Origin of the sequence: Algoriphagus aquaeductus (assembly GCF_003253485.1) — a bacterium.
Classification (GTDB): domain Bacteria; phylum Bacteroidota; class Bacteroidia; order Cytophagales; family Cyclobacteriaceae; genus Algoriphagus; species Algoriphagus aquaeductus.
Genome location: NZ_QKTX01000002.1, coordinates 104,618 through 130,860 on the forward strand (window position 1 = coordinate 104,618; position 26,243 = coordinate 130,860).

Genomic DNA, 26,243 nt, shown 5'->3' on the forward strand with positions numbered 1-26,243 from the left:
TGATTTTAATTGCCAAATGGAATCTTTGCATCTGCCTGCCGGCCGGCAGGTGAAGGGTATTTATCACATTACGTGACTTTGAGTTCATGCTCGATTTCATTTGCTAGGTTTTTATGTTTAGAGCTGGGTTGTATTATCCCGATATTGGTCAATGATCTTATAAATGGCCTTTTGTTTTTTCAACTCAGGCATCAATTCATACAAGATGGTATGACGATCAAAGTCCAAAGTTAACGCATTTTCCAAATATGTGAAGGCCTCTTTGTATTTACCCAATTTGACCAAATACACGACAATGCGGTAATATAGCTCAGCTTCCTCAGGCGATTCTTCAATTCCTTCCCGAATCACATCGATAGCCTCTTCGAAACGATTCTGCTCAAAATAGATCACTGAAAGATTGACATAGGTCTCCATGATCCCCGGTTCGAGGTTGATGGCTTCTTCATAAGCCTCCGAACTTGCCTGCATATTGCCCAGGTTGAATTCGGCATCTGCCAAGCCTACCCAGTAGTTTGGGTTATCTTTATTGAGGTTAATGGCTTTTTTAAAGTAATGGATGGCTTCGAAAAACTTTTCCTTCTTCAGCATACACATGCCCAAACCAAACCAAGCGTCATCATATTCCTCATCGAGTTTGGCCGATTTCTTAAAATATTTAAAAGCTTCGTCAATCTTTCCCAGCTTCTCATAAGCAGCCCCCATGTAGCAGCAGTTTTCTGCATTGGCACCTTCACAATTGATGGTATTCTGGTATGCTTCCAATGCCGCTTCAAACTGATGGGTATTCATGAGTGAATTGCCCAAATTGAAATATGCTGAGGCAAAGGCATCATCGATCAGCAGCGCATATTCATAGGCCTGAATCGCCTCTTCAAATCTTCCCAGTCGATTGTAGACCACGCCCAGGTTGTACCAGGCTCCGGCGGAATAGGGGTCCTGATCGATAAACTCCTGGTAAAATTCCAGAATTTCATCAAATGAGCCTTCTTCCTCTGTGATCATGGCCAATTGGAAAAGCGCATCCTCGTGGTTGATGCGGTTTTTCACCGCTTCTTTGAAATAATGGCTCGCTTTGTCATTGTCTCCTTTGGCCCGGTATAGATTGCCCAAAGAATAAAAGACCTCAGCTTTGTCTTCCGCCATCGGAAGGTAATTTTCCAATAAATCTATCCCGTCCTGAATATTTCCAGCCAAAATTTGGGCATTGGCCAAGGCAAGAACGATGTCTTCATTGTTGGGCGAAAGGTTGTTGAGATGCTCAAGGATGTCCAAACCTTCCTCCAGCTCATCGTTGAAAATCAGACATTGTGCTTTCAGCAATCGGATTTCCACCGAAAAAGGAAACTTTTCCAAGGCATATTCAGAGGCTCTCAGTGCTTTGAGGAATTTTTGCTGGTCAAAGTAAAACCGGATGATGTCTTCCAGCTCTTCTTCTTCGAAATACAGGTCCAGGTTGGATTTCAGGGAATTTTCAAACCGCTCCACAAGCTTTTTGTCTTCTTCCCAGTCGTGATCGTGATCTCCGGTCATTCGATAGTGTTATGGTTTTTTTAAGATACCAATTATTCGGGTATCCTAACAGTTGGTTTTGTATAAATTTTTTGAATTCCGACTATGGATAATCTTCCTCCGGCTTGGGAGAATTACGGGCTAGGTCAGATGGACTTAACGTTCCCTTCCAAAAATTAGTTTGTTTAGGGCATTTTTGCCCAATCCAATGTCTCTTCAAGGCTTCGGTACTTAAAATCCAGAAGGGCTTGGATTTTGGAGTTGGAATAGTTGATTTTCATTTGAGAGTTTTTTGCCATTTGACTGCTGAGCTGACTTTTTGAAAGACCGATCCACTTGAACAGGCTGAGAAAAGGCAAAAACAGCTTCAACATACCATTGGAAACCGGAATCCTTGGCGCCTTCACTCCGAGGGCTTTGGCTACTTGAGTAAAAAAATGTTGATAGGACTGGCTTTCTTTATTTAGTATAAATCGCTCTCCCCAGGCATTTTTCTCTACCAACAAACGCGTGATTCGGGCGGCATCCCGAATATCAATGTAATTGAGGCTTCCCTTTGGGTAAAATATCGGTTCTTGAAGGAGGTAATTATAAAGAGTTCCACTGCTCTTGGGATAATTAGTCTTTCCCAACAACACTGACGGGTTGACCACAATAGGCTCCAAGCCTTCTTGTTCCCCTCTCCAAACCTCCAATTCCGCCCAATATTTGGAAATTGCATAGCCTGAATTTAGAGGAGAGTCTATCCATTTAAAGTCTTCATTATACTCCTTGACCTCTGTAGTCCTCCCAATGGCCGACACGGAACTGATATGAACCAGACGCTTGACTCCAGTAGAAAGCATGGCATTGACGACCTGAGCAGTGCCGAGACTATTGACCTGATAGAGTTGATCCTCGTCCTTCGTCGCAAAGGAAACCATTCCTGCTGCATGTACTACCAGATCGATTCCACTCATGGCATCCATCAGGGAATCAAGATCAGCAATATCTCCTTCATGCCATACAATGGGAAATGTGGCTTTTTGGAGAAGATCTAAGTTGGAATTTGGTCTTTTAAGCCCATGTATTTTCCCCAATCCGCTGAACTCCTGTGCTAGATGAGCTCCAAAATATCCTGTAATCCCGGTGATTAAAATATTCATTGCTCAATCAAAGTTGATGATTGATTAGCTCCAGCTTCTTTATTTTTTCATAGGTTTTTTGATACTTAGGCAAAGTCTCCAGCATATCCAAATACCTCGAATTGTGACAATCCGTTCCAAGAAGGGCTACTGCATTTTTTTCGATCAACATCTCTCCAAAATCTTTAACAGGTTTGGAATAAAACCCGGTAAGTGAAAGAAGGTTGACCTGAAAAAGTAGATTTCTTTCCATCAGTTCTTCCTGAAGCTTTTTGTCTGCGATAAGATATTGGTACCGTTCGGGATGAGCTAAGATGGGTTTGTATCCAGCCATCTCCAAGTGGAAAATAATATCCAGCAGCATTTGAGGCTTGTTGATAAAACCTGTCTCCACCAAGATGTAATCTTCTCCAAAGGTGAGGACCTTTTCACCCGACTTTACTTTTTCCAAAAAAATCTCATCCATGTAATACTCTGCCGCTGCCTGGATTTCGATTTGGATTCCCTCCGCCTTTACTGCCTTTTTCAGATCCTCCAGTCCCAATTCGATGATCTCAGGGGTATTTCGATAGTATTCGGACATGATGTGAGGCGTGGTGATGATTTTTCTCAATCCAAATCCAGCCAGTCTTTTCACCAGTCCAACTGACTCTTCCATCGATTTGGAACCATCATCTATTCCCGGAATCAAATGGGAGTGCATATCAACCTGCAGCCAGGATAAATCCAGCTCTTCGAGTTCCTCCGGTTTTTTCTTTAAGAAGTCCAGCCAGCCCATTACAACCCACCTCCGGTTAAATTCTTGAATTCGGCCAAGGTTGGCCATTCCTGATCCTTTTCCGAAATGATCGGCTCATCTACCATCCAGTTGATTTCCAGAGCAGGATCTGACCAAAGGACTCCTCCTTCTGCAGGTTTGTTGTAATAGTTGGAGCATTTGTACACAAAAATGGCGTCTTCCAACACCGAGAATCCATGGCCAAAACCCTTGGGCACATAAAGCAAATTGTTCTTTTCGGCATCCAAAATGGTGGAATAAATTTTGCCAAATGTCGGTGAGCCTTTTCTCAGGTCCAGGGCAACATCCAAAACTTTTCCTGATATCACCCGAACCAATTTGGCTTGGGCAAAAGGCGCTCTCTGAAAATGTAAGCCCCTGACGGTACCTTTTTGGGAAAAGGATTGGTTATCCTGAACCCAAGTTTCGGTGATCCCTTCCTTTTCAAGCCAATCTTGCCTGAATGATTCAAAAAAATACCCCCTGTTGTCCGGGTATACTTTAGGGAAAATCTCGACTACTCCTGGGATTGGGGTGATATGTACTTCTGCCATTTTGGCGACCATGTTTTACTTCAACCGGTAAAATAACCACTCGCTAATCGAGTATCCTAATCTATTTTGAGGAATTATGCCCAAATTTGGGGCAATCTTATTGAAAATCAATCCCTGGGAGTGCCGGAATGTAAGGCCCAAACAGAACGAAGGAACCATTTTTCCAAAATTCGTCTTTCCAACTAGACAAAACCTACTTATGAGTAAATTTTCCAGAAAACTTCAAAAACTTCACGATACCGCTCCCAAAATTGAAACCGCAGTCCTTGTCACGCTCATCCGACAGCAACAAAGCGATCAGGAAATAGAAGAGCACTTGGAAGAGTTGGCTTTTTTGGCTGAAACTCTAGGCGTCAAGACTCTTTACCGCTTTACCCAGCGGATGGAAAAACCCGATATCCGGACCTTTGTGGGTAAAGGGAAGCTGGAAGAAATCCAAGCCTATCTTGAACACTTTGGTGTGGACATGGTCATCTTTGACGACGACCTCACTCCTTCACAAATGCGCAATCTTGAAAATGAACTCAAGGTCAAGATCTATGATCGTTCTCTTCTTATTCTGGATATTTTTCTACAACGAGCACAAACCGCCCAAGCCAAAACCCAGGTGGAATTGGCGAGATTTCAATATTTGCTACCCCGATTGACCAACATGTGGACTCACCTGGAACGTCAGCGAGGAGGTACCGGAACTCGGGGTGGTGCCGGTGAAAAGGAGATAGAAACCGATAAGCGGGATATTCGAGGCAAAATCACCCTGCTCAAAGAAAAACTACGCGAGATCGAAAAGCAGGGGATTACCCAACGTAAAGGCCGTAAAGGAATCGTACGGGTAGCCCTCGTCGGCTACACCAACGTAGGTAAGTCCACCCTGATGAACCTGATTACTAAGACGGATATTTTGGCGGAAAACAAGCTTTTTGCGACAGTGGATTCCACGGTGAGAAAGGTCGTTTTAGAAAATATTCCTTTCCTGCTTTCAGACACTGTCGGGTTTATCCGGAAATTGCCCACCCATTTGATTGAGTCATTCAAATCTACCTTGGATGAGATAAGGGAGGCAGATCTATTGGTGCATGTGGTGGACGTTTCCCACCATGCTTTTGAAGACCACATTGCCGTGGTTACCCAAACCCTACAGGAAATCAAGGCAGGAGACAAACCCATTTTGTTGGTGTTCAATAAAATCGATCAGGTCCAACAAATGCCCTCGGAAGAGGAATCTCAGCACATCAGCGAGCATGAGCTACAAGAGACACGGTATGTGGATTTCAAAGCGCTATCCGATGCCTATGAAAAGAAAAACGGAATCAAACCGGTATTTATGGCGGCAGGATTGGGAGAAAATGTAGAAGGGTTTCGCGAAGCCCTTGTCGCTGAAGTCAAGAAACAACATCGCAAAATCTACCCACATTACCTCGAAGATGAAGTGGTGGATTGGAGCGGGAAATGGGAGGAGAGTGAGTAAGGCTTAACGCAGTCCAATTTCAGTCATGCTATCCTGCTTCTCCAGAAGCAGGATTTTTTGATTTTAGCCAATCCGAAATGAGTTTTGGTTTCTCGGGGAATTTGTATGAAAAAAAATCACCTCACCCTCCCGGAAAAGAAATCCCCTTCACCCTTCGATACAGATTCAAGGCATATTTATCTGTCATTCCCGAAATAAAATCCACCAAAGCCCGAAGCATGGGGTAGGGATTGACAGCCGCACCCCAACCTTTAAGGGGAAAGTCCTCGGGAAGAAGTCTCAGGATGCTTTTGTCCTGACCGGAGAAATAGTCAGTGGCATAAAACTGATGATACAAGGCCTGTGAAAATACTGAAAGCAGACCATCCAACACTTGAAATCCGGCAGCCTCTTTTTCCAAAACAACCTTGGATCGATAAATTTTTTGAACGGAAACCTTGGAAATCTCTGCCAGGGCTTTGGCTGATGGAATCATATCCGTAAGTGCCTTGTCGAAGTTTCCCTTGCGCATACTCTCCTCATATTGTGCAAAAACCTCCACAGTTTCCCGGATCAACTGCCCAATGGTCAAAGCCCTCAATGCTCCCAGATTTTGAGCTTGGGTCCGGTCTTTCAGTTTTTCTTTATCAAATTTTTCTCCCAAAATCGGTTTGAGCAGCTTCAGAGTCTCCTCAAAGGTAACCAAGCCCATCGTACATCCATCTTCCAGATCGATAATGCTGTAGCAGATATCATCGGCTGCCTCCACAAGGAAAGCCAAAGGATGTCTTGCCCAAGAGTCTTGGCTGATTTTTTCCATTCCCAAGGTTGCAGCCATCTGCTCAAAGTCCGTCAGCTGATTGATAAAAAAGCCAAATTTCTTTTGACTTTTTCGGGCGATATCTCGCTGAGCTATCAGACTCGGTCGCGGGTATTTGGTGAATGCCGCAAGGGTGGCATAGGTTAATTTCAATCCAAATTGCTTGGATACCAACATTCGGAATCCTTGCGCATTCCCTTCAAAGTTGATCAGATCAGCCCATTGGTCTACCCTTACATGTTTTTCCCAAACTCTTCCGGCAGGATGCAATCTGAAAAAATCAGAAATCGCCTCCTCCCCAGCATGGCCAAAAGGAGGATTTCCAATATCATGAGTCAATGCAGCAGCCGCTACAATGGACCCAACAGCAGAAGAGGTGATGCCCAATGATTGAAGATTGGGGTATTTCTCAAGCAAAAACTCACCGGCGGACTTGCCCAAGGATCTTCCTACACTCGAAACCTCCAAGCTATGAGTCAAGCGCGTATGCACAAAAGCTTGCTCGGGAAGGGGGAAAACCTGCGTTTTATCCTGAAGATTGCGAAAAGGGGCGGAAAAAATAATCCGGTCATAATCTACTTCAAACTCACTACGTATTGTATCCGAAGTTGCCGGTTTTAAGGCTTCACCAAATCGACCAGAAGCCAGCAATTTTTCCCATTTCATCATCCCCAAAATTAAGAAGCTCTGGAAACAAATGGGGAAATTCAAAAAAAGATTCAGGATTTGGCACAGACCTTGGACTTTTATCCCTCCAACCAACAATCAACTACTATGAAACAACTCAAATATCTTTCTGGCTTTTTTGCCATGCTACTGATGGCATTCGGCTGTGAAATGAACGACAATGGTCCAAATGCCAATGAGGCTCGAGTCAACTTCCGACTAGTCGATGCCCCGGCCAATTTTGACGAGGTATGGGTAGAAGTCATCGCTCTTCGGGTCAAGGCAGACTACGATGGAAGTGATATGGGTGAGGATGAATCCACCTGGAAAGAGATTCCTTACAACGGATCCAAGATGGTTAATTTGTTGGATTTGATTGGCGGAAACTCCATTCTGTTAGGTTCCGAAGACTTGCCAGAAGGTAGAATTGATCAAATCCGACTGATTCTTGGCGAAAACAATTACCTGATGAAAGGAGAGGTAAGAACCGAATTGAAGACTCCAAGTGCACAACAAAGCGGATTAAAAATCAAAGTAAACCAAGAAATCTTTGGCGGTGTAGTCTATGATTTGATCATTGATTTTGATGTTTCCAAATCCATTGTGGTAGCTGGTAATTCGGGCAATGTTATTTTAAAACCTGTGTTGCGGGCTTTTCTGGAAGAAAGTCAGGGGATACAAGGTCAAGTGAATCCATCGGCTGCCCAACCGATCGAAATTACCGTAACAGGCAACGGAATAGAAGCCAGCACATTTACCAATGGAGAGGGCAAATTCTCGATTTTGGGATTGAGCCCGGGCCCTTACACCGTTTCCATTGTCCCCAATGAAAACTTTGCCGCTCAATCAGTACCCGATGTGGTGGTGGAACAAGGAAAAATAACCACGATGAGCACGGTCACTTTGGTGGAAAACTAATCCGCTGAAAATCAAAAGACCTAATTCCAAGTAATAGAATAGCCCCCAATGAGCGATGTACTCTTTGGGGGCAATTTTATTAACCTAATTCGACTGTTTCCCTCTTACAATGAGAAGAATTGACCTAAATTTACCTCGTGAAGCATTCTATACTCCTTTTTTTCATCGGCCTCGTTCTTCTTTTCGGTACCGCTTGTGACGGTCCGGACACCAGTCCAAAGGCTTTGGTAAACGTGCTGTTAATCGATGCCCCGGCAAAATGGGATTCGGTCGTAGTAGAAATCCAAGGCGTAGAAATCGATTTTGTACCAAATGGCCGTCAGGGAGAGATTCAAAAAATCTGGATGCCTTATGAGCTCGCCAAGAAAACCATCAACCTCTCCCGCCTGGTCAATGGCATCGCACTTACTATTTCCAGAAGGGAATTTCAGATTGGACAGATTACAGGAGTTACCTTGAAACTCGGACGTTCCCATGCATTATATCAGGGAGACACCCGATTCGATCTGGCTTTACCTGGAGAAAACACCGATTACACTCAGGATTTCAATCTAGATCTCGCGCCGGGCATCTCCTATGATCTGATTTTGGATTTTGATCTTGAAAAATCCATTTCCATGACCCAATCCAATCCATTGAGGTTGAGTTATAATCCCACCTTTTCAGTCTTTACAGGTATCGGTAGAGGAGAGCTTTCGGGGACCATCGCTCCAACGGATTTCAAACCTGTCATTTATGCCATCCAAGGGATGGATTCAGTCAGCACCCATACCAACACCAGCGGCAGTTTTGCTTTTAGACTCGTTCCGGGAATTTATACCCTATACTTTGATCCCAAGGATAATCGGTATTTCGCTGACACTCTTTTCAATGTAGAAGTAAAATCAGGCCAACGAACTACGCTAGACCGAATCACACTTACCCGAAGATGAGTCATCCAGAATATATGCGCCGAGCCTTGGAACTTGCCGAATGGGGCAGAGGTCATGTCAGTCCCAATCCCATGGTAGGCTGTGTGATCGTGCATGAAGATCGGATCATCGGCGAAGGCTGGCATCGGGAATACGGTGGTCCACATGCTGAAGTCCACGCGGTCAATTCAGTTGAAAATCAAGCCCTTCTTTCAGATTCGACCGTTTATGTCACTCTCGAGCCTTGTGCCCATTGGGGAAAAACGCCTCCCTGTGCCAATCTTCTGGTGGAAAAAAAGGTCAAAAAAGTAGTCATCGCAGCCACCGATTCTAATCCCTTGGTCGGAGGAAAAGGAATCGATATCCTGAAAAATGCCGGAATCGAAGTAGAATCCGGAGTCTTGGAAAAAGAAGCCCGTTGGCAAAACCGCCGCTTTTTCACCCAAATCGAAAAGCAAAGGCCTTATACAATCTTGAAGTGGGCACAAACTCAGGATGGATTTGTAGCCAGGGAAAATTTCGATTCCAAATGGATCAGCAATTCCCAAAGCCGACAGCTCGTTCACAAGTGGAGAGCGGAGGAAGATGCGATTTTGGTTGGGAAAAATACAGCTGCCTACGACAATCCACGACTGGATGTCCGGGATTGGGTAGGGAAAAATCCGATTCGGGTCGTACTTGACTCCAGGTTATTCCTTCCCAAAGGATTGAATCTTTTCGACCATTCTATTCCTACTTTGGTTTTCAATACACTTAAATCAGAAACTGAAGAAAACCTAGAACTGATCCAGGTCCCCGAAATCACCCCTGAAACAGTTTTAAAAGAACTTCATTCACGCAAAATCCAAAGTCTCATCGTGGAAGGCGGAAGCCAAGTCCTTACCCAATTTATCCAATCCGGTCTCTGGGATGAAGAAAGAATTTTCAAGGCTCAGACTCGATTTGGTCGGGGAATTTCCGCTCCCGAACTGAACCAAAATCCATCAGAAACTCTTTCTATCGGCACAGACCGACTTGATATCTATTACCATGGCTGAAACTTTAATTCTTCCCGAAAACGCAACCAAAGCAGAATCCTACGAGGCGCTTATTCCTCAGATTGAAGCCTTGATTACCGGTGAACCCGATCTCTACGCCAACTTGGCCAATATAGCCGCCGCATTACGGGAAGCCTTCGGTTTTTTTTGGGTAGGATTCTATCTGGTGAAAAATGAGCAATTGGTCCTCGGACCCTTTCAGGGGCCAATCGCCTGTACCCGGATCAATTTCGGAAAAGGAGTTTGCGGCACCGCTTGGAAAGAGAAGAAAACCCAATTGGTACCCGATGTGGATGCTTTCCCGGGTCATATTGCCTGCAGCTCGGCTTCCAAGTCGGAGATTGTAGTACCTGTGTTCAAAGGAGAGGAAGTTGCCATGGTGCTCGATGTGGACAGCGACAAGCTGGCTGACTTTGACGAAACGGATCAGAAGTACCTGGAAGAGCTGATGGGGATCTTGGGGAAGACCTTGTAAGCTAGGCCCAAATTCTTAACTTTAACTATGACCCAGACTGCTGTTCTTGAAGCTCTTACCGATTTTGTATCAGAAAAATTACCTGATGCAGAGGTATTCCTTTTTGGTTCGAGAGCAAAAGAAACTTCAAATGCTGACTCAGATTGGGACATTTTGGTTCTTTTAGATCAAGAGCAAATTAGTCCGGAAAAAGAAAAATCTATCATGGATGATTTTTATGAGTTGGAATTAAAAACCGGGAACGTCATTTCTCCTTTGATTTACAGTAAGTCAGTTTGGAATAAAACAAGGCCTGTTACAAGAATTTACCAACAAATCTCAAAAGAGGCAATTCGAATAAAATGAGCTCTTCCAAAAGGGATCTCGTCAAATACCGACTTGAAAGAGCCTTTGAAACTTATGAGGATGCTTTGCTATTAGCCACCAACAAAAAATGGAATTCGGCAATAAACAGACTTTATTATGCGGCCTTTTATGCGGTTTCGGCTCTTATTCTTTTGCAAAATCAAACCTCCTTTACCCATAATGGAGTAAAAATTTCCTTTTCAGTACGCTTTATAAAAACCGGATTAATTGAGGTTTTTTACGGCAAATTATACTCTCAACTTTTCTCTTGGAGGCAAAAAGGGGATTACGACGACCTATTTGATTTTGACGAAGAAACCGTCTTACCTTATCTCGACCCAGTTAAAAAATTGATTGAAAGGATTGGTAATCTGATTAAAGAGACCTTAGACAAAACTCCCTGACCACTTCCACCGTCTTCTCTCTTTCCTCCACCATCCCCATATGGCCGACTCCATGGAGTTCGATGTAGTGAGAAAAGGCATCTTGTTGCGCCCGGCTGGCTTCAATTTTCACCGCACCGTCTTCTGTGCCTGCGATCAGGAGTTTCGGCCCTTTGAAATTTCTCAGGATTTCTACCCGATCTTTTCGATCCCGCATGGCACCTGCATAAGCGATCAGGCCGTCCAAACTGGATCGTTTGGCGTCTTCGATGGCAGCTTGGATTTCAGCGGATAGTTCTTCTCTTCGGTTTTCCGGAAAAAGAGGGGGGACAAAAGAAGTAACAAATTTTTCTACTCCATTCTTTTTCAAAAAAGTAATGGTACGATTGCGCATTTCCTTCTTTTCCTCATCATCTGGAAAAGCCGTGGAGTGAAAAAGCCCGATTGCTTTGAGTCCGCTGCCCATCAATTCCAACAAGGCCAAAGTCACATAACCTCCCAACGAATGACCGATGACAATCGGATCGTGGATGTGATTTTCCTCCATCCACTCTTCCAACTGCACGGCTACTTCTTCCAGAGAAATCTGATCTCCAAAAATCGGGGAATCTCCAAAGCCGGGAAGGTCAGGGCAAATCACTCGAAAATAGGCGGAAAGCTCCTCTGCAAAGTAATTCCACATCCTTCCACTTTCGCAGAAGCCATGAATAAGAACCAAAGGCTGACCGGAGCCTTTTTCAAAAAAATGAATCATTAGAGAATTGATTTTTAAGAAACTAAAACCTGCTCTGCCAGGCTTCTGACTGTTGCGGCAATTCCATCCGGATCAAATCCACACTCACGATGAAGCTCGATCTGCTCTCCGTGCTCGATGATATCATCAGGAATTCCCAATCGCTTCACCTGAGCCTGATAGCCGTGATCCATCATCCACTCGAGTACGGCTGATCCAAAACCTCCCATGAGACAGCCATCCTCTACTGTGATTACTTTTTTGAATTTCGAAAACACCTCGTGCAATAAGTCTCCATCCAAAGGCTTGACAAATCGCATGTCGTAATGGGCAGGATTTAGGCCTTCTTTTTCCAAGGTCTTACAGGCTTCCACGGCATAGTTTCCAATAGCACCTAAAGATAGAATGGCTACATCCTCACCTTCCCGTACAATTCGGCCTTGTCCAACGGGGATTTCTCTGAGCGGGGTTTTCCACTCCGGCATCACCCCGTTTCCTCTCGGATATCGGATAGAAAATGGCCCTCCGTATACCGAACCTGTATACATCAGGTTTCGAAGTTCTTCCTCATTCATCGGTGCAGAAACTACCAGATTTGGTACACAGCGGAAATAAGCGATATCATAGGCCCCATGGTGAGTAGGTCCATCTGCACCGGCAAATCCGGCTCTGTCCAGGCAGAAGACCACAGGCAAATTCTGCAAACAAACGTCATGGATCACCTGATCATAGGCTCGCTGCATAAATGAGGAATAAATATTACAGAATGGAACCAGTCCTTGAGTGGCCATACCGGCAGAGAACGTGACCGCATGCTGCTCGGCAATCCCTACATCAAAAGCACGGTCAGGCATGGCTTTCATCATGATATTGAGCGAAGATCCCGATGGCATGGCTGGAGTCACGCCCATGATTCTGGGATCCTTTTCCGCCAACTCAACCAGTGTGTGGCCAAATACATCCTGGTATTTGGGTGCTTGAGGCGTAGTAGGTACTTTTTTGAAAATCTCACCGGTAACCTTATCAAAGGTGCCCGGTGCATGCCAAGTCGTTTTATTTCCGCTTTCGGCAGGTCCGTAGCCTTTGCCTTTCACGGTGACACAATGGAGAATTTTTGGACCGGGAATATCTCTCAAATCTTTAAGAATCTCCACCAAATGATCTACATCATGACCATCTACAGGACCAAAATACCGTAAGTTGAGTGATTCAAACAGGTTGCTTTGCTTAAGCACCGCAGACTTGATCGCTCCCTCGACTTTGGAGATCACCTCCTGCGCACTACTTCCGAATTTGCTGAGCTTACCCAGCATTTTCCAAACTTCATCTTTGACCTTGTTGTAGGTATGGGAAGTAGTGATATCGGTGAGGTAATCTTTAAGTGCACCGACATTTGGGTCGATGGACATGCAGTTATCGTTGAGAATGATAAGCAGGTTGGTATCACTGACACCGGCATGATTCATGGCTTCAAAAGCCATCCCTCCGGTCATGGATCCATCTCCGATCACTGCCACATGCTGAATCGGATTGTTTTTGTATTTGGAGGCAACTGCCATTCCTAAGGCAGCCGAAATAGAAGTACTGGAATGACCCACTCCAAACGTATCGTATTCGCTTTCTTTTCTTTTTGGAAAACCCGAAAGACCACCGTAAACCCTATTGGTATGGAACTGATCTCTTCGGCCCGTTAAGATCTTATGCCCATAGGCCTGATGTCCTACATCCCACACCAATTGATCTTGAGGTGTATTCAGGACATAATGCAAAGCAACAGTCAATTCTACGACTCCCAAACTCGCTCCAAAATGACCTCCATATACGGACACATTATCCACAATAAAATGGCGCAATTCCTCGCAGATTTGAACCAATTTATCTTTTGGAAACTTTTTTAAATCCTCTGGAGTCTGTATTTGGGCTAGAAGTGGACCAGGTGTGATCTGCATTTGATGTCGGGTTGGTGTCAAAAAAGGATAACTTCAGGATAGGTAGTTTGTTTGGAACTCAAGTAAAATGCCACACCCTACCAATCTTTCCATTATTTCCCTCATCTCCAATTAATTTATCTTAATTGAATATCTTTGGCTACGAAGAGGCAAAATTAACCCAATAATTTAAATATCCGGTGAGTTTCGAGATCAAATTACCCTTGTTCGAAGGACCGTTCGACCTGATGCTCTTCTTTATCGAGCGGGACGAGCTGGATATCTATGATATTCCGATCTCCAAGATTACCAATGACTTCCTCGATTACATCCACCACTTGGAAAAAATGGAAATTGAGGTAGCCAGCGAATTTATCCTCTTTGCCGCCACCCTGATGAAGATCAAATCCAGGATGCTCCTTCCCAGACCTGAACTCAATGAGCAGGGAGAGGAAATTGATCCCAGGGAGGAATTGGTCAGAAATTTATTGGAATACAAAAAATACAAGTCCGTGGTAGAGGAGCTTGCCCATATGGAACAAGACCAAATGTCCAAGGAAAAAAGAGGCAACCTTCTCAGAGAACTTCAAGAGCTGAGCAAAGTAGAAGATGTAGAAGCTGAAATGCAGCATGTGGATCTATACAAGCTTTTGAAGGTATTTCAAAAGTGTATGTCCAGGCTTGCAGCACGGTCAGAGGAAACCAAACACACGGTAATTCAGTATCCCTATACTATAGAGCAACAAAAGGACTTTGTTTTGGAGAAAATCAGCTTCAAAAAACAAGTACCTTTTACTGAATTCATCACCTACAAACCCGATAAGATTTTTGTGATTTATACATTCCTTGCCATCCTAGAACTTCTCCAGCTATCTCAAGTTACCATCATCATCGGTGAGGGGTACAATAATTTTTGGGTTGAAAAGACTGAGCCAATCGCTGCAGCCTAGGTATGAAGTTGGATAACAAAAAGATCTTCCAAACACTCAACCCAAACAAGGTCTGGGTTCCGGTCATCATTGGCTTGGCTATTGTTTTTGCCATGTTTTACATGGATCCCAACTTGACTGCGGCCAATCTCAAAGTAGTCTTTGACGCGTCTCCGATTTTTATTTTTCTGGCCATACTGGTAATATTCTTTCGTGACTTTGGGTATGTCTACCGAATCCGGGAGATTACCGATCGCCAACTCACCTGGACGAGGTCAATTTATGTCATTATCCTCTGGGAATTTGCCTCAGCAGTCACACCCTCTGTAGTCGGTGGTACCGCAGTAGCGATGTTTATTCTCAACAAAGAAGGAATCAAAATGGGCAAAGCCATTGCTTACGTGATGGTGACTGCAATTTTAGACAACCTATTTTTCGTCATTGGGGCACCTATCATTCTTTATTTTGCCAAGGGAAACATTTTTCCCAACAGTAAACTGTTAGAGTCGCAACTTGGGGACAGCTTGGAGGCCATTTTTTGGCTGAGTTATGCGCTTTACGCCTCGTACAGCTTGGTCATGGCAGCGGCACTTTTCTATCGGCCTCGCGTGTTTAAGTGGATTTTGATCAAACTCTTTTCCATCAAATTCCTCCGCAAATGGAAGCATGACGCCCAGGAATATGGCAATCAAATCATAGAGGCTTCTCGTCAACTTTCCGGTAAATCATTCCGATACTGGTTGCCCATCATTGGAGCCACTATCTTCATTTGGTCTTCGCGCTATTTGATGCTCAATGCCTTGATCTCTGCCTTTGTCCCATTGGATATATTAGACCATGTGATTGTGTTTGCCAGGCAAGTGATCATGTGGATCGTGATGATGATCTCACCCACTCCCGGAAGCAGTGGAACCGCTGAGTTTTTCTATGGGCAGTTTTTCACCCAATTTCTAGGTCAATATACCTTCGTCACCAGTATCGTTTGGAGATTGCTTTCGTATTATCCTTACCTACTGCTTGGCGCCATTTTTCTGCCAAAATGGATCAGACAGGTGTTTTTCAAAAAGAAAACCGAAGAATCCTAAATGCTCACCTCCCTTTCCATAGATCAACTCCGGCAAATTACCCATGGAGAAGTCCTTGGCAAAAACCGGACACCCCAGATTTCGCAAATCAGTATAGATTCCCGACAGATCATCCATCCAGATCAAACCTTATTTGTGGCCCTCCGGGGAGCCAAGGCGGATGGGGCAGAATTTATCCCCGAATTGATGGAGCAGGGAATCCGGATGTTTTTGGTTCATCAGGATTGGAAAAAGGTAAACGTTTTTCAAGATCAAGCCACCTTCATTTTGGTGCCAGATACCCGAAAAGCGCTCCAGCAAATTGCTTCATACCAACGGGGCCAATTTTCAAAACCTGTGGTTGGGATCACCGGAAGTAATGGAAAAACGATCGTCAAAGAGTGGCTGGGACAGGTCTTGGGACAAAGTTTTACGGTGGCCAAAAGTCCAAAAAGCTACAATTCCCAAGTGGGTGTTCCTTTATCCATCTTTGGAATTCAGCCCTATCATCAGGTAGCGATCTTGGAAGCAGGTATATCCCGAAGCGGGGAAATGAAAAGTCTCGAATCGATGATCAAGCCGGAACTGGGGATTTTCACCACGATAGGTTCTGCTCATGAGGAGGGGTTTTCAGGTTTAAAAGATAAAATCCAGGAAAAACTCCAACTTTTCCAAGACACCAAGCTTCTGATCTACTGCCAAGATATGGTAGAAATAGCCAAAGAAATAGAAGCCTCCTTTCCAAAAGACCGATTGGTCGCTTGGTCCGTGAGTCCTGGATCAGATTTTACCGTTTCCCATAAAATCATTGAATCCAAAACACGACTCTTTTTAGTTGCCCATGATCTGAGAGCCTATACTTTCTTGGTTCCCTTTACCGATAAGGCTTCTGTGGAAAATGTCACTCATGTGATTGTGGCCGCATTGACTTTGGGACAAGATATGCCGGATATCCAAGAGGGACTGGATCATCTCAAGCCGATAGATATGCGGCTGACGCTCAAGCCCGGAATCAACGATTCCCTGATCATCGACGACACCTACAATAATGACTTGGCCGGGCTAAAGGTAGCCATGGAATTTCTCAGCCAGCAACGGCCCAAGCGATCAAAAATCCTGATTCTTTCCGATCTCCTCCAACAGGGGCTTCCGGAAAAAATTTATTCTGAAGTTGCCGAATTGGTTAAATCTTATGGAATCGATCAGCTGATCGGTGTAGGTCAGGACATCAAACGCTTGGAACACTTTTTCCCCGGAAAAACCCACATCTATCCAAGCACCGAGGCTTTTCTTCAGCAACTTGACCCTGAGAGCTTCCAAAATGATCTAATCCTGATCACGGGAGCCCGATCATTTGCCTTCGAAAAAATCGTCAACCGACTTCAGCAACGCATCCACGGCACCACGTTGGAGATCAATCTGAATGCCTTGACGCACAACTTCAATTTTTACAAAAGACAGATCAAACCCGGCACCAAAGTCATGGTCATGGTGAAGGCGTTTGCATACGGAGGAGGGGCTGCGGAAATCGCAAACCACCTTCAGACGTTGGGAGCAGACTACCTGGCGGTAGCGTTTTCAGATGAGGGTGTGGCGCTTAGAAAACAAGGAATCCGCTTGCCAATCATGGTGCTCAATCCGGTAGAGGAGTCATTTGACCTTCTTCGCGAATACAATTTGGAGCCAGTAGTCTTCAGTCCGGAATTTTTCAAGAAACTGGGGCTTTTTGCGAGACATCATGCGATCCAGATACCCATTCACCTGGATTTGGACACAGGAATGCATCGATTGGGTTTTGAACCCAAGCATCTTACTGAGCTGAAAAAACTGATTTCAGCCTACCCTGAGCTGAAAATCGCCAGTCTCTATACCCATCTCGTCGGGGCGGATGAGGAAGTTCACCATGATTTTTCTATCCAGCAGCTGGATCAGTTTATGGAGATGAAGTCACAGGTCGAGGCAGTTTTAGTTTACAAGCCGTTAATTCATGCGTTGAATTCTGCCGGAATCGTACGCTACCCAGACTATCAAATGGACATGGTCCGATTGGGGATCGGTCTGTACGGAGTAGAGGTGACCGGAAAATACGACGCCTCGCTAAAGCCGGTCAGTACGCTGAAAACCACCATTTCTCAGGTAAAAGAATTGCCGGCGGGTGCCACAGTTGGGTATTCTCGAAAAGGAGTTTTAGCTCAAGGAGGAAAAATCGCCACACTCGCGATCGGCTATGCGGATGGATACGATCGCCGATTTTCTCAGGGTATAGGATACGTGATCATCCAAGGGAAAAAAGCTCCTGTGATCGGCAATGTCTGTATGGATATGGTCATGGTAGATGTGACGCCACTTCCTGATGTGAAAGCAGGGGAGGAGGCGATCATCTACGGAGAGCAAATTTCACTCAAGGAACTCGCTGATCGGATCGGGACGATACCCTACGAGCTTTTGACCAATATCAGTACGCGGGTCAAGCGGGTGTATTATCTCGACTAGTCACTTTTTATTAATTTCCGACATGAAGCTGAGCAAAAAATACCTAGCCCATGTGGTTTTCGAATCCAATGATCCGGCGTCCAAAACTTTTGACATCGCTCTTCTTGCCATTATTTTTGGATCCATCATCGTCGCCGTTCTGGATTCGGTCCAGAGCCTGCATGAAGCTTACGGGAGGTGGTTTTACTTGCTGGAACTTGGCTTTACCTTCCTTTTTACCATTGAATATATTCTTCGGGTGTGGCTGACCAGCCGAACTTTGAAATATGTCACAAGCTTCTATGGCATCATTGACCTGCTGGCGATTTTACCGGTTTACCTGAGCTTTTTCATCGCCAATACCCAACTTCTGTCTGTCATCCGGGCCTTACGGCTTCTTCGGGTGATCCGCATTATGAAATTGGGCAGATACTTGGCTGAGGCAGATTTCCTCCGGGAATCTCTTAAGGCCTCGGCTACCAAAATCCAACTTTTCCTCTTCACCGTTTTGACGATTGTGTTGGTGATGGGTACGCTGATGTTTGTGATAGAGGGACCATCAAGTGGGTTTACCAGCATTCCAGTGGCCATGTATTGGGCTATCGTGACCTTGACTACGGTGGGTTTTGGGGATATTACTCCGGTCACTCCACTCGGGCAGTTGATGGCATCCTTGATCATGCTCCTAGGCTACGCAATTATCGCCGTACCCACAGGGATTGTGAGTTCGGAAATGGCCCGAAGAAAGCGTCCAGAACACTTCGAAAAGCTCAAAAGCTGTACATTTTGCGGGTTTGAGCGAATAGAAGAAGGGGACAAATTCTGCCGTAAATGCGGGAATGAAATCAATTAAAGTTCCTTAAACTGCATGTTCAAAATGGGATAGGGCATTCCTTCACCATCTGTTTCTGATCTGCCAATCACCACGAATCCTGCCTTTTCATAAAATCTTCTGGCACTTTCATTTTGCTCGTTGACATCTACTGTTTCACATCGTAATCGATAAATAGCAAAGTCAAGCATTTGCTTGCCATATCCATTCCCGAACAAATCTGGATCTAAAAACAACATTTCAAGCTTGCGTTCTGCAACTCCCAGAAATCCATAGACCTTGGTTCCCCCCATTAAGCAAAAGACTTCCAATTGGGTGAAATCGATACCCTGAACCAGCAACTTGATCTTCTCGAAATCGTCTTCATCCAGAAATTGATGCGTGGCTCTCACCGAGCGCTCCCAAACCATTAATAGTTGCTCCCTATGGAAAGGCTGATAAGACTGAATGGAAAAATTATCAAGAAGCATGATTAAGGAAGCCTAGATTTCCACCCAATCTGCTGAGCTGAATAGATACTTCCCTTTCCGCTGAAAATAAAAGAAACCAAACACGCCAAACCCAAATAAATCCCGGCCTCAAAGCCAAAAAGCTCCATGCCCATCACGGTACAAGCCATCGGCGTGTTAGTAGCTCCGGAAAAAACGCCCACAAATCCACATCCTGCCAGCAAAGCCAATGGAAGTGGAATCCAAGCTGATAGCGCATTTCCAAGTGTTGCTCCCGTAAAAAAAAGCGGAGTCACTTCCCCCCCTTTAAAACCCGAACCTAAAGTCAAGCCGGTCAATCCGGTTTTTGCCAAAAAATCATACCAAGGCAAAGGCTCTTCAAATGCCTCCACAATCCGGGGAACTCCCAGGCCGATGTAAGTGTAAGCATCTGTGAAATAGACCAACAAGACGACCAAAATCCCCCCAATTACCGGTCGAAACGGGGGATACGCAATGTGTTTTTTAAATACTTCACCCACTCCATGCCCAGTCTCGGCAAACAGTCTTGCCGCCAAACCAAAAGCAATTCCAGCCGGAATAATCCACAACAGGTTGGTCAAGGTATGTGGGGCAATTTCGGGAATGGAATAAGCTGTATGACCGATTCCCCATCCCAATTCACATATCCAATGCGCGACAAATGCCGCGCAAAAAGCCGGAAAAACAGATTTGGGTCGGAATTTCCGGTTGAGCATCCACTCCAATGAAAAAATCGCTCCCGCCAAGGGAGTTCCAAATACTGAGGCAAAACCTCCTGCCACCCCACAGATTAGAATAATCCTTCTTTGCTCCGCATCCAAAGAAAACCACTTCGTCAGCTGATCGGCAAGGGATCCACCCATTTGGACAGCGGTACCTTCCCGTCCTGCCGAACCTCCAAAAAGATGGGTAAAAATAGTCCCAAAAAGCACCAAAGGAGTCATCCGAAGCGGAATCGGATTATTGCTTCGGTACAGTTCTTCCAGCAGCAAATTATTTCCTTTCACCGAATTGGCCCCATAATGGTGATAGACATACCCGATACCCAATCCGGCTAGTGGCAAAAAGGCCAAAAGCCAGAGATGAGCATCGCGGGTTTGGGTCGCCCAATCAAGCAAGGCAAGAAATCCGGCAGAAGCCGATCCTGCCAAAATACCGACCAAAGTGCCCAAACCCAGCCAAATGAATAGGTATCTCAGAAAAGGAATCAAAGAGAAATAGGATTAGTGTTCCTAATTAGTAAGATTAGGCCAAAATAACCGAAACTAAATCAGAATATAAACCCAAACCCAACTGATCGGTCGATTGTCTCAAATCCGTACAAGCCAACCAAAACCGAATATTCGGGTTTTAGTAAAAAAATACCCATGAAAAACATTTTGATCTCCGGCGGTTCCGGGCTAGTAGGTCAGCGAATCACCAAACTTCTGGAAAAGAAAGGATATGAGGTAGCTTGGCTTAGCAGAAGTCGGCAAGGCAGGAAATCCTTTTTATGGGATGTGGAAAAACAGGAAATCGACCCGGAAGCCATGGATTGGGCAGACGCCATCATTCATTTGGCCGGTGCGGGCGTAGCCGAAAAACGCTGGACGCCCGATCGAAAAAACCTCATTCTGGATTCCAGAACTCACAGTACCCAATTGCTTTTTTCGGCCATCGAAAAGTCAGCAAAAAAGCCAAGCACTTGTATATCCGCATCTGCAGTAGGATACTATGGATTCAACACCGGCACCAACTTGGTGGATGAAAACAGTATGCCGGGGGGAGATTTTTTGGCTCAGGTAGTCATTGCCTGGGAAAATGAGGTAAAAAAAATGGAGGCCCTTCATCTCCGAACCGTGCTGTTTCGAATCGGAATCGTATTGGATGCGGAAGGCGGGGCTTTGGGAGAAATGCTCAAGCCGCCAGTAGCTGCGCCCCTGGGTTCCGGTGATCAGTGGATGAGTTGGATCCACATCGAGGACCTGGCCAGAATGTTTGTATATGCTTTGGAAAAAACTACCCTACAAGGTGTGTACAATGCGGTAGGTCCCAATCCGGCCACCAATCAGCAGTTGACCAAAGAAGCCGCTGCGGCAAAAGGAAAACCGTACATAGGAATCGGCGTGCCAGGGTTTGCTTTGAAGTTGGTATTGGGCGAGATGGCTGCCATGGTCTTGGGCGGAAATCGGGTTTCCAGCCAAAAAATCCAAAAAGCAGGTTTTGAGTTTGAATTTCCGGAGTTAAAGGGGGCGCTTAAAGATGTCTTTTCCAGAAAATCTTAAACCCGCTTACCCCTCCCAATCACAAACCATAGAATTGTCCCCAAAAAAGGCAACAGCAAGACAATCAATATCCAGATCAATTTGTCGTTTTGATTGGCAAACCGACTCGTCACCACATCATAAATGGTGTAGGCATAAACCAGAAATCCTAAAACTTTCCACATATCAATAAGAGGCTTTGGTGCTTTTACCCAACATCAAATAGACGATTGGACCAATCACCTGTCCAAACAAAATCACAATAATCCAGATGACCTTCATGTTCTGATCTTTGAAGTCAGACCGGATCACATCTACCAGGCAATACACCCAGAGAATAAAATAGGCCAAAGAAAATAAGAGGATGATCAGCAAAAATCCTCCTCCCATGTTTTGAACAAAACTTAACATCATGATTACGGTCTTTTCGAGTTAAAATCAGGTTGGAATCTTCGCTTTTCTTTCGTTCTTCTATTCATGCTGAGGTAAAGAAAAGTTCCGATAATGGGAGCAAACAAAATAAGAATCAGCCAAATGAGTTTTTGATTAGGTCCTCGAAACTCACTTTTCACACAATCAACCAAGGCATAAACCCAAAAAGCCAGATAAATCAGGCCCGAAAGTTGCCAGAGGATCAATCCGTATCCTGGAATTATCAAATCCATATTGCTTCTTCTATTATTTTTACCACCGATCTAAAATAGCTTTTTTCTAAAGTTTTAAACAAGAATTTAGTCGAAAGTTTACCAAACCACCCTATGAGACGATTTTCCTTTGTCTTTCTTTTGGCACTTCTTGCCAACCTTAGCTGGGCCCAAGACCTAAGCTATTATCTGCCCAAAGGCTACACCTACAATCCATCCGTCCCCACTCCCAAGCAGGTGTTGGGCTATGAAGTTGGGGAATGGCACGTGACGCATGATCAGTTGGTCATGTATATGAAAGCTGTTGCAGCGGCATCGGATCGGGTAAAATTTGAAGAAACCGGAAGATCTTACGAGAAGCGTCCTCAGACGCTCTTAACCATCACTTCTCCTTCCAACTTGGGTAAGCTGGATCAAATCAAAGCAGAGCGAGCCAAACTCCGCGAGCCCGGTTCCGCAGTGAATATCCAAAATATGCCTGTGGTCATGTTTATGGGCTATTCGGTCCATGGCAATGAACCCAGTGGAGCCAATGCTTCTTTGCTGGCGGCGTATCACTTTGCCGCAGCCAATGAAATCGCCGCCGATCTGGAAAATATCGTGCTGCTTCTAGATCCTGCCATCAATCCCGACGGGCTGAATCGATTTGCTTCTTGGGTCAATTCCCACAAAGCTTATGTGATGAACGGAGACCCTGCACAGCGCGAACTCAACGAGGCCTGGCCTAGAGGAAGGACCAATCATTATTGGTTTGACCTCAACCGTGACTGGCTGCCTGTACAGCATCCGGAGTCCAGAAACCGGGTGAAAGTCTTCCAAAGCTGGCTCCCCAACATTCATTTGGACTTTCACGAAATGGGCACCAACAGTACCTTCTTCTTTCAGCCGGGAGTTCCCTCGAGAGTCCACCCTTTGACTCCGAAGAAAAATTTTGAGCTCACGGAGAAAATCGGCACCTATCATGCCAAGGCACTCGACCAAATCGGATCCCTCTATTACAATCAGGAGAATTACGATGATTTCTACTACGGAAAAGGCTCCACCTATCCGGATGTGCAGGGATCAATCGGGATTTTGTTTGAGCAGGCCAGCTCCAGAGGCCATTTGCAGGAAAGCGCCAACGGCATGCTGAGCTTCCCATTCACGATCAGAAATCAGTTTACCGCCAATCTTTCCTCCTATCAAGCAGCGAAGGAAATGCGGGTGGAGCTCAATCAATGGATGAAAGATTTCTACACCGAAATCAAAAACGAAACCACTGCGGATGTCAACAAAGCCTATATTTTCGGAGCTAAAGAGGATGACGCCCGAAGCTTTCACCTGGCAGACCTGATTCTTCAGCACGACATCAAGGTGTTTGCCTTGAAAGAGGACATCACGGTGAATGGAAAGCAATTCAAAAAAGAAAGTTCCTACATCGTGCCTGCCGATCAGCCCCAATACCGTTTGATCAAGGCAATGTTTGAGACCAGGACCACGTTTCAGGACAGCTTGTTCTATGATATTTCTGCATGGACCTATCCGATGGCTTTTCATTTGGACTTTATGGCCCTCAACAGCCGAATCCTGAATTTGGCAAGCGTAACACAAGTCGATAAAAACAACTTTGCGCAAGCCCCTGGAAAGGTAATCGGTGAGGCAGGAGCCTATCAGTATGCGTTGGAATGGACGGATTATTATGCTCCAAAAGCGGCTTACCAGTTGTTGAAAGCTGGATTTTTGGTGAGAGTTTCCAATGCGGAGTTTTCGACTGCCGAAGGAAAAACCTTTGGCAGAGGGACACTTTTGATTGACAAAGGAGAAAGCGGAATGGATAATCAAGCCTTCTTTGCAAAGCTCCGGGAAATCGCTCTAGGATCCCACGTGGATATCCATGCACTTACGACCGGATATACCGGTGGAGCAAATTTGGGATCCACGTTTATGGCTCCTCTGAAAACGCCAAACGTCGCACTCTTGGTAGATGGCGGAGTGGATAGTGGTGAGGCAGGAGAGATCTGGCACTTGCTCGATCAACGAATGAAAATGCCGGTAACCCTGCTTCCTCTCGACGCTGTATCCGGTGCAAATCTCTCCCGATACAATGTCATCCTGATGGCAGATGGAAACTACGGAAGACTGGGTCAGGCAGGAGCTACAGCAATTAAAAACTGGGTAAGTCAAGGAAATACGCTGGTAGCCAAAGGCGGGGCTTTGCGCTGGTTGGCTCAGAATGAAATAGGGAATTTCACTTTCCGCACAGTGGACAATGCCGAAAAAGGGCTTCAAAAAAACTATGCAGACTTTGAAAATGCCACCGGATCCAAGCAGACTTTTGGAGCGATCTTCAAAGCAAACCTGGATACTACCCACCCGATAGGCTACGGGTATTCTGAAAAGGAAATCTATACCTTCCGCAATGACAATTTCTTCCTGGAGCCTTCGGCTAATCCATATGCCAATCCACTGGTGTACACCGCCAATCCTTTGGCTTCCGGATACCTTCACCCAAGCAATCTGCCCGGAGTAAAGGAAAGCGCAGTCATCCGCGTGGCAGGTCAAGGCAGGGGCCGAATTATCGGCTTTGCAGACAATCCGAACTTCCGTGCATTCTGGTTTGGTACAAACAAGCTGTTTATGAACTCCATTTTCTTCGGTCAGGTGATCGATGGCGGCACTACTCGATAAGACAGTTAAAATCCCGGCTTTTCCACCGGGATTTCTTTTTTTCCGCTCAAGGAAATTTCAAATCCATTTACTCAATAAGTATGTTTAATCGCTCATGAAGAAAGCTCTATACCTTTTCGCAACCCTTTTTCTTTCTGCAGGAATACTCACCGCACAAGAAATGGGATTTGAAGAATACAATCCACCCTCCACCCTCAAAGTCCCTCAAAACCCGGTGACACGGGCAAAGTTCCCCTTTATTGACATCCACAGTCATCAGGGAGGAATCAACAAATCCAAAATCGATCAGCTGCGCTCCGAAATGGACGAGCTCAACATGGGCATCATGATCAACCTGAGCGGACGGGGATTTGGTCAAGGCAACAGCAACGCCCAGCAGGAATATATCCGGGGAATGATGAGTGAGTTTAAAACCCATGCGCCGGGAAGGTTTATGGTCTTCACCAATTTGAACTTCAACGGTTTTGGCGATCCCAACTGGACTGCTTTGGCAGTTAAAGAACTGGAGGAAGATGTAAAGGCCGGTGCCGTTGGACTCAAGATTTACAAAAGTCTAGGTCTAAACTCCAAAGACAATAAAGGCAATCGCATCCCGGTGGATCATCCAGATTTGGATCCGGTGTGGGCAAAAGCCGGTGAACTCGGTATCCCTGTGCTGATCCACTCTGCCGATCCAGCCCAGTTTTGGCAACCTATGGATGCCAATAACGAAAGATGGCTGGAACTGAAGCTCAATCCTAACAGAAAAAGGTCGGATACGGATCCTGCTCCATTTGATCAGATCATCGCTGAGCAGCACAGGGTATTTGCCAAGCACCCCAAAACCACCTTTATCAATGCCCACATGGGTTGGATGGCTAATGATCTTGATGCCGCAGGAACTCATTTGGACAAATATCCGAACGTGAATTATGAAATTGGCGCCATCATCGCCGAGCTGGGCCGTCAACCGCGTCGAGCCAAGGAGTTTTTTGCCAAGTATCAGGATCGCATTCTTTTCGGAAAAGATGCCTACAACAAGGAGGAGTTTTACACCTATTTCCGCGTGTTGGAGACCGAGGACGAGTATTTCCCCTACTACAAAAAGTACCACGCCTTCTGGAGCATGTATGGCTTGGGCCTACCTGACGAAGTCTTGAAAAAAGTGTATTACAAAAATGCTCTACGGATCGTTCCGGGATTAGATAAGACACTTTTTCCGGACTAACTCATCAAAACCGAGTATAAAAGAGGCGTTTCTTTCAAGGAATGCCTCTTTTTTTGAAATTTACTCAAGCAAACTTATAACTTT

The 26,243-nt window shown here is 45.3% G+C and carries 26 protein-coding genes; 14 read left to right on the top strand and 12 right to left on the bottom strand.

The genetic code is table 11. The features are described from left to right. Nucleotides 1-117 precede the first annotated feature (117 nt). The 4 genes from CLV31_RS02785 to rfbC all read right to left on the bottom strand — a co-directional run bounded on the left by CLV31_RS02785 (nucleotide 118) and on the right by rfbC (nucleotide 3,968). A complete protein-coding gene (locus CLV31_RS02785; RefSeq protein ID WP_111391358.1) occupies nucleotides 118-1,533 on the bottom strand; it encodes a tetratricopeptide repeat protein in 1,416 nt (471 codons plus the stop codon). A gap of 164 nt (nucleotides 1,534-1,697) precedes the next feature. Then, nucleotides 1,698-2,657 (bottom strand): NAD-dependent epimerase/dehydratase family protein, encoded by a 960-nt coding sequence (locus CLV31_RS02790; RefSeq protein ID WP_111391359.1) that lies wholly within the window; start codon nucleotides 2,655-2,657, stop codon nucleotides 1,698-1,700. 7 nt (nucleotides 2,658-2,664) lie between these two features. Next, nucleotides 2,665-3,414 (bottom strand): tyrosine-protein phosphatase, encoded by a 750-nt coding sequence (locus CLV31_RS02795; RefSeq protein WP_111391360.1) that lies wholly within the window; start codon nucleotides 3,412-3,414, stop codon nucleotides 2,665-2,667. Beyond that, entirely contained in the window at nucleotides 3,414-3,968 is a 555-nt protein-coding gene (gene rfbC, locus CLV31_RS02800) for a dTDP-4-dehydrorhamnose 3,5-epimerase (protein ID WP_111391655.1), read from the bottom strand. Before rfbC ends, CLV31_RS02795 begins: the two co-directional genes overlap by 1 nt. 199 nt (nucleotides 3,969-4,167) lie before the next feature. On the opposite strand from rfbC, the gene hflX reads away from it, so the two are divergent. Further along, the gene (hflX, locus tag CLV31_RS02805; RefSeq protein WP_111391656.1) at nucleotides 4,168-5,436 is read left to right on the top strand and encodes a GTPase HflX; all 1,269 of its coding nucleotides are present in this window, start codon (nucleotides 4,168-4,170) and stop codon (nucleotides 5,434-5,436) included. Nucleotides 5,437-5,557: 121 nt separating this feature from the next. Here the strand turns inward: hflX and dgt are convergent, their stop codons facing one another. Beyond that, a complete protein-coding gene (gene dgt / locus CLV31_RS02810; RefSeq protein ID WP_111391657.1) occupies nucleotides 5,558-6,901 on the bottom strand; it encodes a dGTP triphosphohydrolase in 1,344 nt (447 codons plus the stop codon). A gap of 108 nt (nucleotides 6,902-7,009) precedes the next feature. On the opposite strand from dgt, the gene CLV31_RS02815 reads away from it, so the two are divergent. The 6 genes from CLV31_RS02815 to CLV31_RS02840 all read left to right on the top strand — a co-directional run bounded on the left by CLV31_RS02815 (nucleotide 7,010) and on the right by CLV31_RS02840 (nucleotide 10,991). Continuing rightward, nucleotides 7,010-7,819: a DUF4382 domain-containing protein gene (locus CLV31_RS02815; RefSeq protein ID WP_111391361.1), complete on the top strand. Its 810-nt coding sequence runs from the start codon at nucleotides 7,010-7,012 to the stop codon at nucleotides 7,817-7,819. 137 nt (nucleotides 7,820-7,956) lie between these two features. Further along, entirely contained in the window at nucleotides 7,957-8,751 is a 795-nt protein-coding gene (locus CLV31_RS02820) for a DUF4382 domain-containing protein (RefSeq protein WP_181452556.1), read from the top strand. Continuing rightward, nucleotides 8,748-9,767 carry a bifunctional diaminohydroxyphosphoribosylaminopyrimidine deaminase/5-amino-6-(5-phosphoribosylamino)uracil reductase RibD gene (ribD, locus tag CLV31_RS02825; protein WP_111391363.1) on the top strand — a complete coding sequence of 340 codons (1,020 nt, stop codon included), beginning with the start codon at nucleotides 8,748-8,750 and terminating at the stop codon, nucleotides 9,765-9,767. Before CLV31_RS02820 ends, ribD begins: the two co-directional genes overlap by 4 nt. After that, nucleotides 9,760-10,242: a GAF domain-containing protein gene (locus CLV31_RS02830; RefSeq protein ID WP_111391364.1), complete on the top strand. Its 483-nt coding sequence runs from the start codon at nucleotides 9,760-9,762 to the stop codon at nucleotides 10,240-10,242. The genes ribD and CLV31_RS02830 overlap by 8 nt, the downstream gene beginning before the upstream one ends. A 27-nt stretch (nucleotides 10,243-10,269) precedes the next feature. Next, nucleotides 10,270-10,587, top strand: coding sequence for a nucleotidyltransferase domain-containing protein (locus CLV31_RS02835; protein ID WP_111391365.1), 318 nt, complete (start codon nucleotides 10,270-10,272; stop codon nucleotides 10,585-10,587). Further along, complete coding sequence (locus CLV31_RS02840) at nucleotides 10,584-10,991, top strand: HEPN domain-containing protein (protein WP_111391366.1); 408 nt, start codon at nucleotides 10,584-10,586, stop codon at nucleotides 10,989-10,991. The genes CLV31_RS02835 and CLV31_RS02840 overlap by 4 nt, the downstream gene beginning before the upstream one ends. Here CLV31_RS02840 and CLV31_RS02845 read toward each other — a convergent pair. Together CLV31_RS02845 and dxs are read right to left on the bottom strand one after the other, a co-directional pair. Beyond that, the gene (locus CLV31_RS02845; protein ID WP_111391367.1) at nucleotides 10,963-11,724 is read right to left on the bottom strand and encodes an alpha/beta fold hydrolase; all 762 of its coding nucleotides are present in this window, start codon (nucleotides 11,722-11,724) and stop codon (nucleotides 10,963-10,965) included. The genes CLV31_RS02840 and CLV31_RS02845 overlap by 29 nt on opposite strands. A gap of 14 nt (nucleotides 11,725-11,738) precedes the next feature. Beyond that, the gene (dxs, locus tag CLV31_RS02850) at nucleotides 11,739-13,652 is read right to left on the bottom strand and encodes a 1-deoxy-D-xylulose-5-phosphate synthase (protein WP_111391368.1); all 1,914 of its coding nucleotides are present in this window, start codon (nucleotides 13,650-13,652) and stop codon (nucleotides 11,739-11,741) included. A gap of 179 nt (nucleotides 13,653-13,831) precedes the next feature. Here dxs and CLV31_RS02855 point away from each other — a divergent pair, with 179 nt between their 5' ends. From CLV31_RS02855 to CLV31_RS02870, 4 genes are read left to right on the top strand one after another with little or no spacing between them, the layout of a single operon-like run. Beyond that, on the top strand, nucleotides 13,832-14,581 hold the full coding sequence (locus tag CLV31_RS02855) for a segregation and condensation protein A (RefSeq protein WP_111391369.1): 750 nt from the start codon (nucleotides 13,832-13,834) through the stop codon (nucleotides 14,579-14,581). 2 nt (nucleotides 14,582-14,583) lie between these two features. Beyond that, complete coding sequence (locus tag CLV31_RS02860; protein ID WP_111391370.1) at nucleotides 14,584-15,645, top strand: lysylphosphatidylglycerol synthase transmembrane domain-containing protein; 1,062 nt, start codon at nucleotides 14,584-14,586, stop codon at nucleotides 15,643-15,645. Then, nucleotides 15,646-18,117 (top strand): bifunctional UDP-N-acetylmuramoyl-tripeptide:D-alanyl-D-alanine ligase/alanine racemase, encoded by a 2,472-nt coding sequence (locus tag CLV31_RS02865; RefSeq protein ID WP_111391371.1) that lies wholly within the window; start codon nucleotides 15,646-15,648, stop codon nucleotides 18,115-18,117. A 22-nt stretch (nucleotides 18,118-18,139) separates the two neighbouring features. Further along, nucleotides 18,140-18,949 (top strand): ion transporter, encoded by an 810-nt coding sequence (locus CLV31_RS02870; protein WP_111391372.1) that lies wholly within the window; start codon nucleotides 18,140-18,142, stop codon nucleotides 18,947-18,949. Here the strand turns inward: CLV31_RS02870 and CLV31_RS02875 are convergent. Together CLV31_RS02875 and CLV31_RS02880 are read right to left on the bottom strand one after the other, a co-directional pair. Beyond that, a complete protein-coding gene (locus CLV31_RS02875) occupies nucleotides 18,946-19,398 on the bottom strand; it encodes a GNAT family N-acetyltransferase (protein ID WP_111391373.1) in 453 nt (150 codons plus the stop codon). The two genes, CLV31_RS02870 and CLV31_RS02875, sit on opposite strands and share 4 nt — an antisense overlap. 2 nt (nucleotides 19,399-19,400) lie before the next feature. Continuing rightward, nucleotides 19,401-20,609, bottom strand: a complete 1,209-nt coding sequence (locus tag CLV31_RS02880; protein WP_111391374.1) for a voltage-gated chloride channel family protein — start codon at nucleotides 20,607-20,609, stop codon at nucleotides 19,401-19,403. A gap of 156 nt (nucleotides 20,610-20,765) precedes the next feature. Here CLV31_RS02880 and CLV31_RS02885 point away from each other — a divergent pair, with 156 nt between their 5' ends. Then, nucleotides 20,766-21,662: a TIGR01777 family oxidoreductase gene (locus CLV31_RS02885; RefSeq protein ID WP_111391375.1), complete on the top strand. Its 897-nt coding sequence runs from the start codon at nucleotides 20,766-20,768 to the stop codon at nucleotides 21,660-21,662. Here the strand turns inward: CLV31_RS02885 and CLV31_RS02890 are convergent. From CLV31_RS02890 to CLV31_RS02900, 3 genes are read right to left on the bottom strand one after another with little or no spacing between them, the layout of a single operon-like run. Continuing rightward, entirely contained in the window at nucleotides 21,659-21,826 is a 168-nt protein-coding gene (locus CLV31_RS02890; RefSeq protein WP_111391376.1) for a PLDc N-terminal domain-containing protein, read from the bottom strand. The two genes, CLV31_RS02885 and CLV31_RS02890, sit on opposite strands and share 4 nt — an antisense overlap. A gap of 1 nt (nucleotide 21,827) precedes the next feature. Beyond that, the gene (locus CLV31_RS02895) at nucleotides 21,828-22,055 is read right to left on the bottom strand and encodes a PLDc N-terminal domain-containing protein (RefSeq protein ID WP_111391377.1); all 228 of its coding nucleotides are present in this window, start codon (nucleotides 22,053-22,055) and stop codon (nucleotides 21,828-21,830) included. A 2-nt stretch (nucleotides 22,056-22,057) separates the two neighbouring features. Next, the gene (locus CLV31_RS02900) at nucleotides 22,058-22,306 is read right to left on the bottom strand and encodes a PLDc N-terminal domain-containing protein (protein WP_111391378.1); all 249 of its coding nucleotides are present in this window, start codon (nucleotides 22,304-22,306) and stop codon (nucleotides 22,058-22,060) included. A gap of 93 nt (nucleotides 22,307-22,399) precedes the next feature. Between CLV31_RS02900 and CLV31_RS02905 the strand changes: the two genes are divergently transcribed. After that, nucleotides 22,400-24,952 carry a M14 metallopeptidase family protein gene (locus CLV31_RS02905; RefSeq protein ID WP_111391379.1) on the top strand — a complete coding sequence of 851 codons (2,553 nt, stop codon included), beginning with the start codon at nucleotides 22,400-22,402 and terminating at the stop codon, nucleotides 24,950-24,952. A 94-nt stretch (nucleotides 24,953-25,046) separates the two neighbouring features. Then, the gene (locus tag CLV31_RS02910) at nucleotides 25,047-26,159 is read left to right on the top strand and encodes an amidohydrolase family protein (protein ID WP_111391380.1); all 1,113 of its coding nucleotides are present in this window, start codon (nucleotides 25,047-25,049) and stop codon (nucleotides 26,157-26,159) included. Nucleotides 26,160-26,243 lie beyond the last annotated feature (84 nt).

Bases quoted from the DNA above. Each gene is read 5' to 3' on its own strand.
- CLV31_RS02865 (WP_111391371.1), top strand. From the start codon at position 15,646: ATGCTCACCTCCCTTTCCATAGATCAACTCCGGCAAATTACCCATGGA.
- CLV31_RS02815 (WP_111391361.1), top strand. From the start codon at position 7,010: ATGAAACAACTCAAATATCTTTCTGGCTTTTTTGCCATGCTACTGATG.
- dxs (WP_111391368.1), bottom strand. From the start codon at position 13,652: ATGCAGATCACACCTGGTCCACTTCTAGCCCAAATACAGACTCCAGAG.
- CLV31_RS02885 (WP_111391375.1), top strand. From the start codon at position 20,766: ATGAAAAACATTTTGATCTCCGGCGGTTCCGGGCTAGTAGGTCAGCGA.
- CLV31_RS02890 (WP_111391376.1), bottom strand. From the start codon at position 21,826: ATGTGGAAAGTTTTAGGATTTCTGGTTTATGCCTACACCATTTATGAT.
- ribD (WP_111391363.1), top strand. From the start codon at position 8,748: ATGAGTCATCCAGAATATATGCGCCGAGCCTTGGAACTTGCCGAATGG.
- CLV31_RS02835 (WP_111391365.1), top strand. From the start codon at position 10,270: ATGACCCAGACTGCTGTTCTTGAAGCTCTTACCGATTTTGTATCAGAA.
- dgt (WP_111391657.1), bottom strand. From the start codon at position 6,901: ATGAAATGGGAAAAATTGCTGGCTTCTGGTCGATTTGGTGAAGCCTTA.
- hflX (WP_111391656.1), top strand. From the start codon at position 4,168: ATGAGTAAATTTTCCAGAAAACTTCAAAAACTTCACGATACCGCTCCC.
- CLV31_RS02875 (WP_111391373.1), bottom strand. From the start codon at position 19,398: ATGCTTCTTGATAATTTTTCCATTCAGTCTTATCAGCCTTTCCATAGG.
- CLV31_RS02895 (WP_111391377.1), bottom strand. From the start codon at position 22,055: ATGATGTTAAGTTTTGTTCAAAACATGGGAGGAGGATTTTTGCTGATC.
- CLV31_RS02845 (WP_111391367.1), bottom strand. From the start codon at position 11,724: ATGATTCATTTTTTTGAAAAAGGCTCCGGTCAGCCTTTGGTTCTTATT.
- CLV31_RS02910 (WP_111391380.1), top strand. From the start codon at position 25,047: ATGAAGAAAGCTCTATACCTTTTCGCAACCCTTTTTCTTTCTGCAGGA.
- CLV31_RS02790 (WP_111391359.1), bottom strand. From the start codon at position 2,657: ATGAATATTTTAATCACCGGGATTACAGGATATTTTGGAGCTCATCTA.
- CLV31_RS02900 (WP_111391378.1), bottom strand. From the start codon at position 22,306: ATGGATTTGATAATTCCAGGATACGGATTGATCCTCTGGCAACTTTCG.
- CLV31_RS02840 (WP_111391366.1), top strand. From the start codon at position 10,584: ATGAGCTCTTCCAAAAGGGATCTCGTCAAATACCGACTTGAAAGAGCC.
- CLV31_RS02785 (WP_111391358.1), bottom strand. From the start codon at position 1,533: ATGACCGGAGATCACGATCACGACTGGGAAGAAGACAAAAAGCTTGTG.
- CLV31_RS02795 (WP_111391360.1), bottom strand. From the start codon at position 3,414: ATGGGCTGGCTGGACTTCTTAAAGAAAAAACCGGAGGAACTCGAAGAG.
- CLV31_RS02830 (WP_111391364.1), top strand. From the start codon at position 9,760: ATGGCTGAAACTTTAATTCTTCCCGAAAACGCAACCAAAGCAGAATCC.
- rfbC (WP_111391655.1), bottom strand. From the start codon at position 3,968: ATGGCAGAAGTACATATCACCCCAATCCCAGGAGTAGTCGAGATTTTC.
- CLV31_RS02905 (WP_111391379.1), top strand. From the start codon at position 22,400: ATGAGACGATTTTCCTTTGTCTTTCTTTTGGCACTTCTTGCCAACCTT.
- CLV31_RS02860 (WP_111391370.1), top strand. From the start codon at position 14,584: ATGAAGTTGGATAACAAAAAGATCTTCCAAACACTCAACCCAAACAAG.
- CLV31_RS02870 (WP_111391372.1), top strand. From the start codon at position 18,140: ATGAAGCTGAGCAAAAAATACCTAGCCCATGTGGTTTTCGAATCCAAT.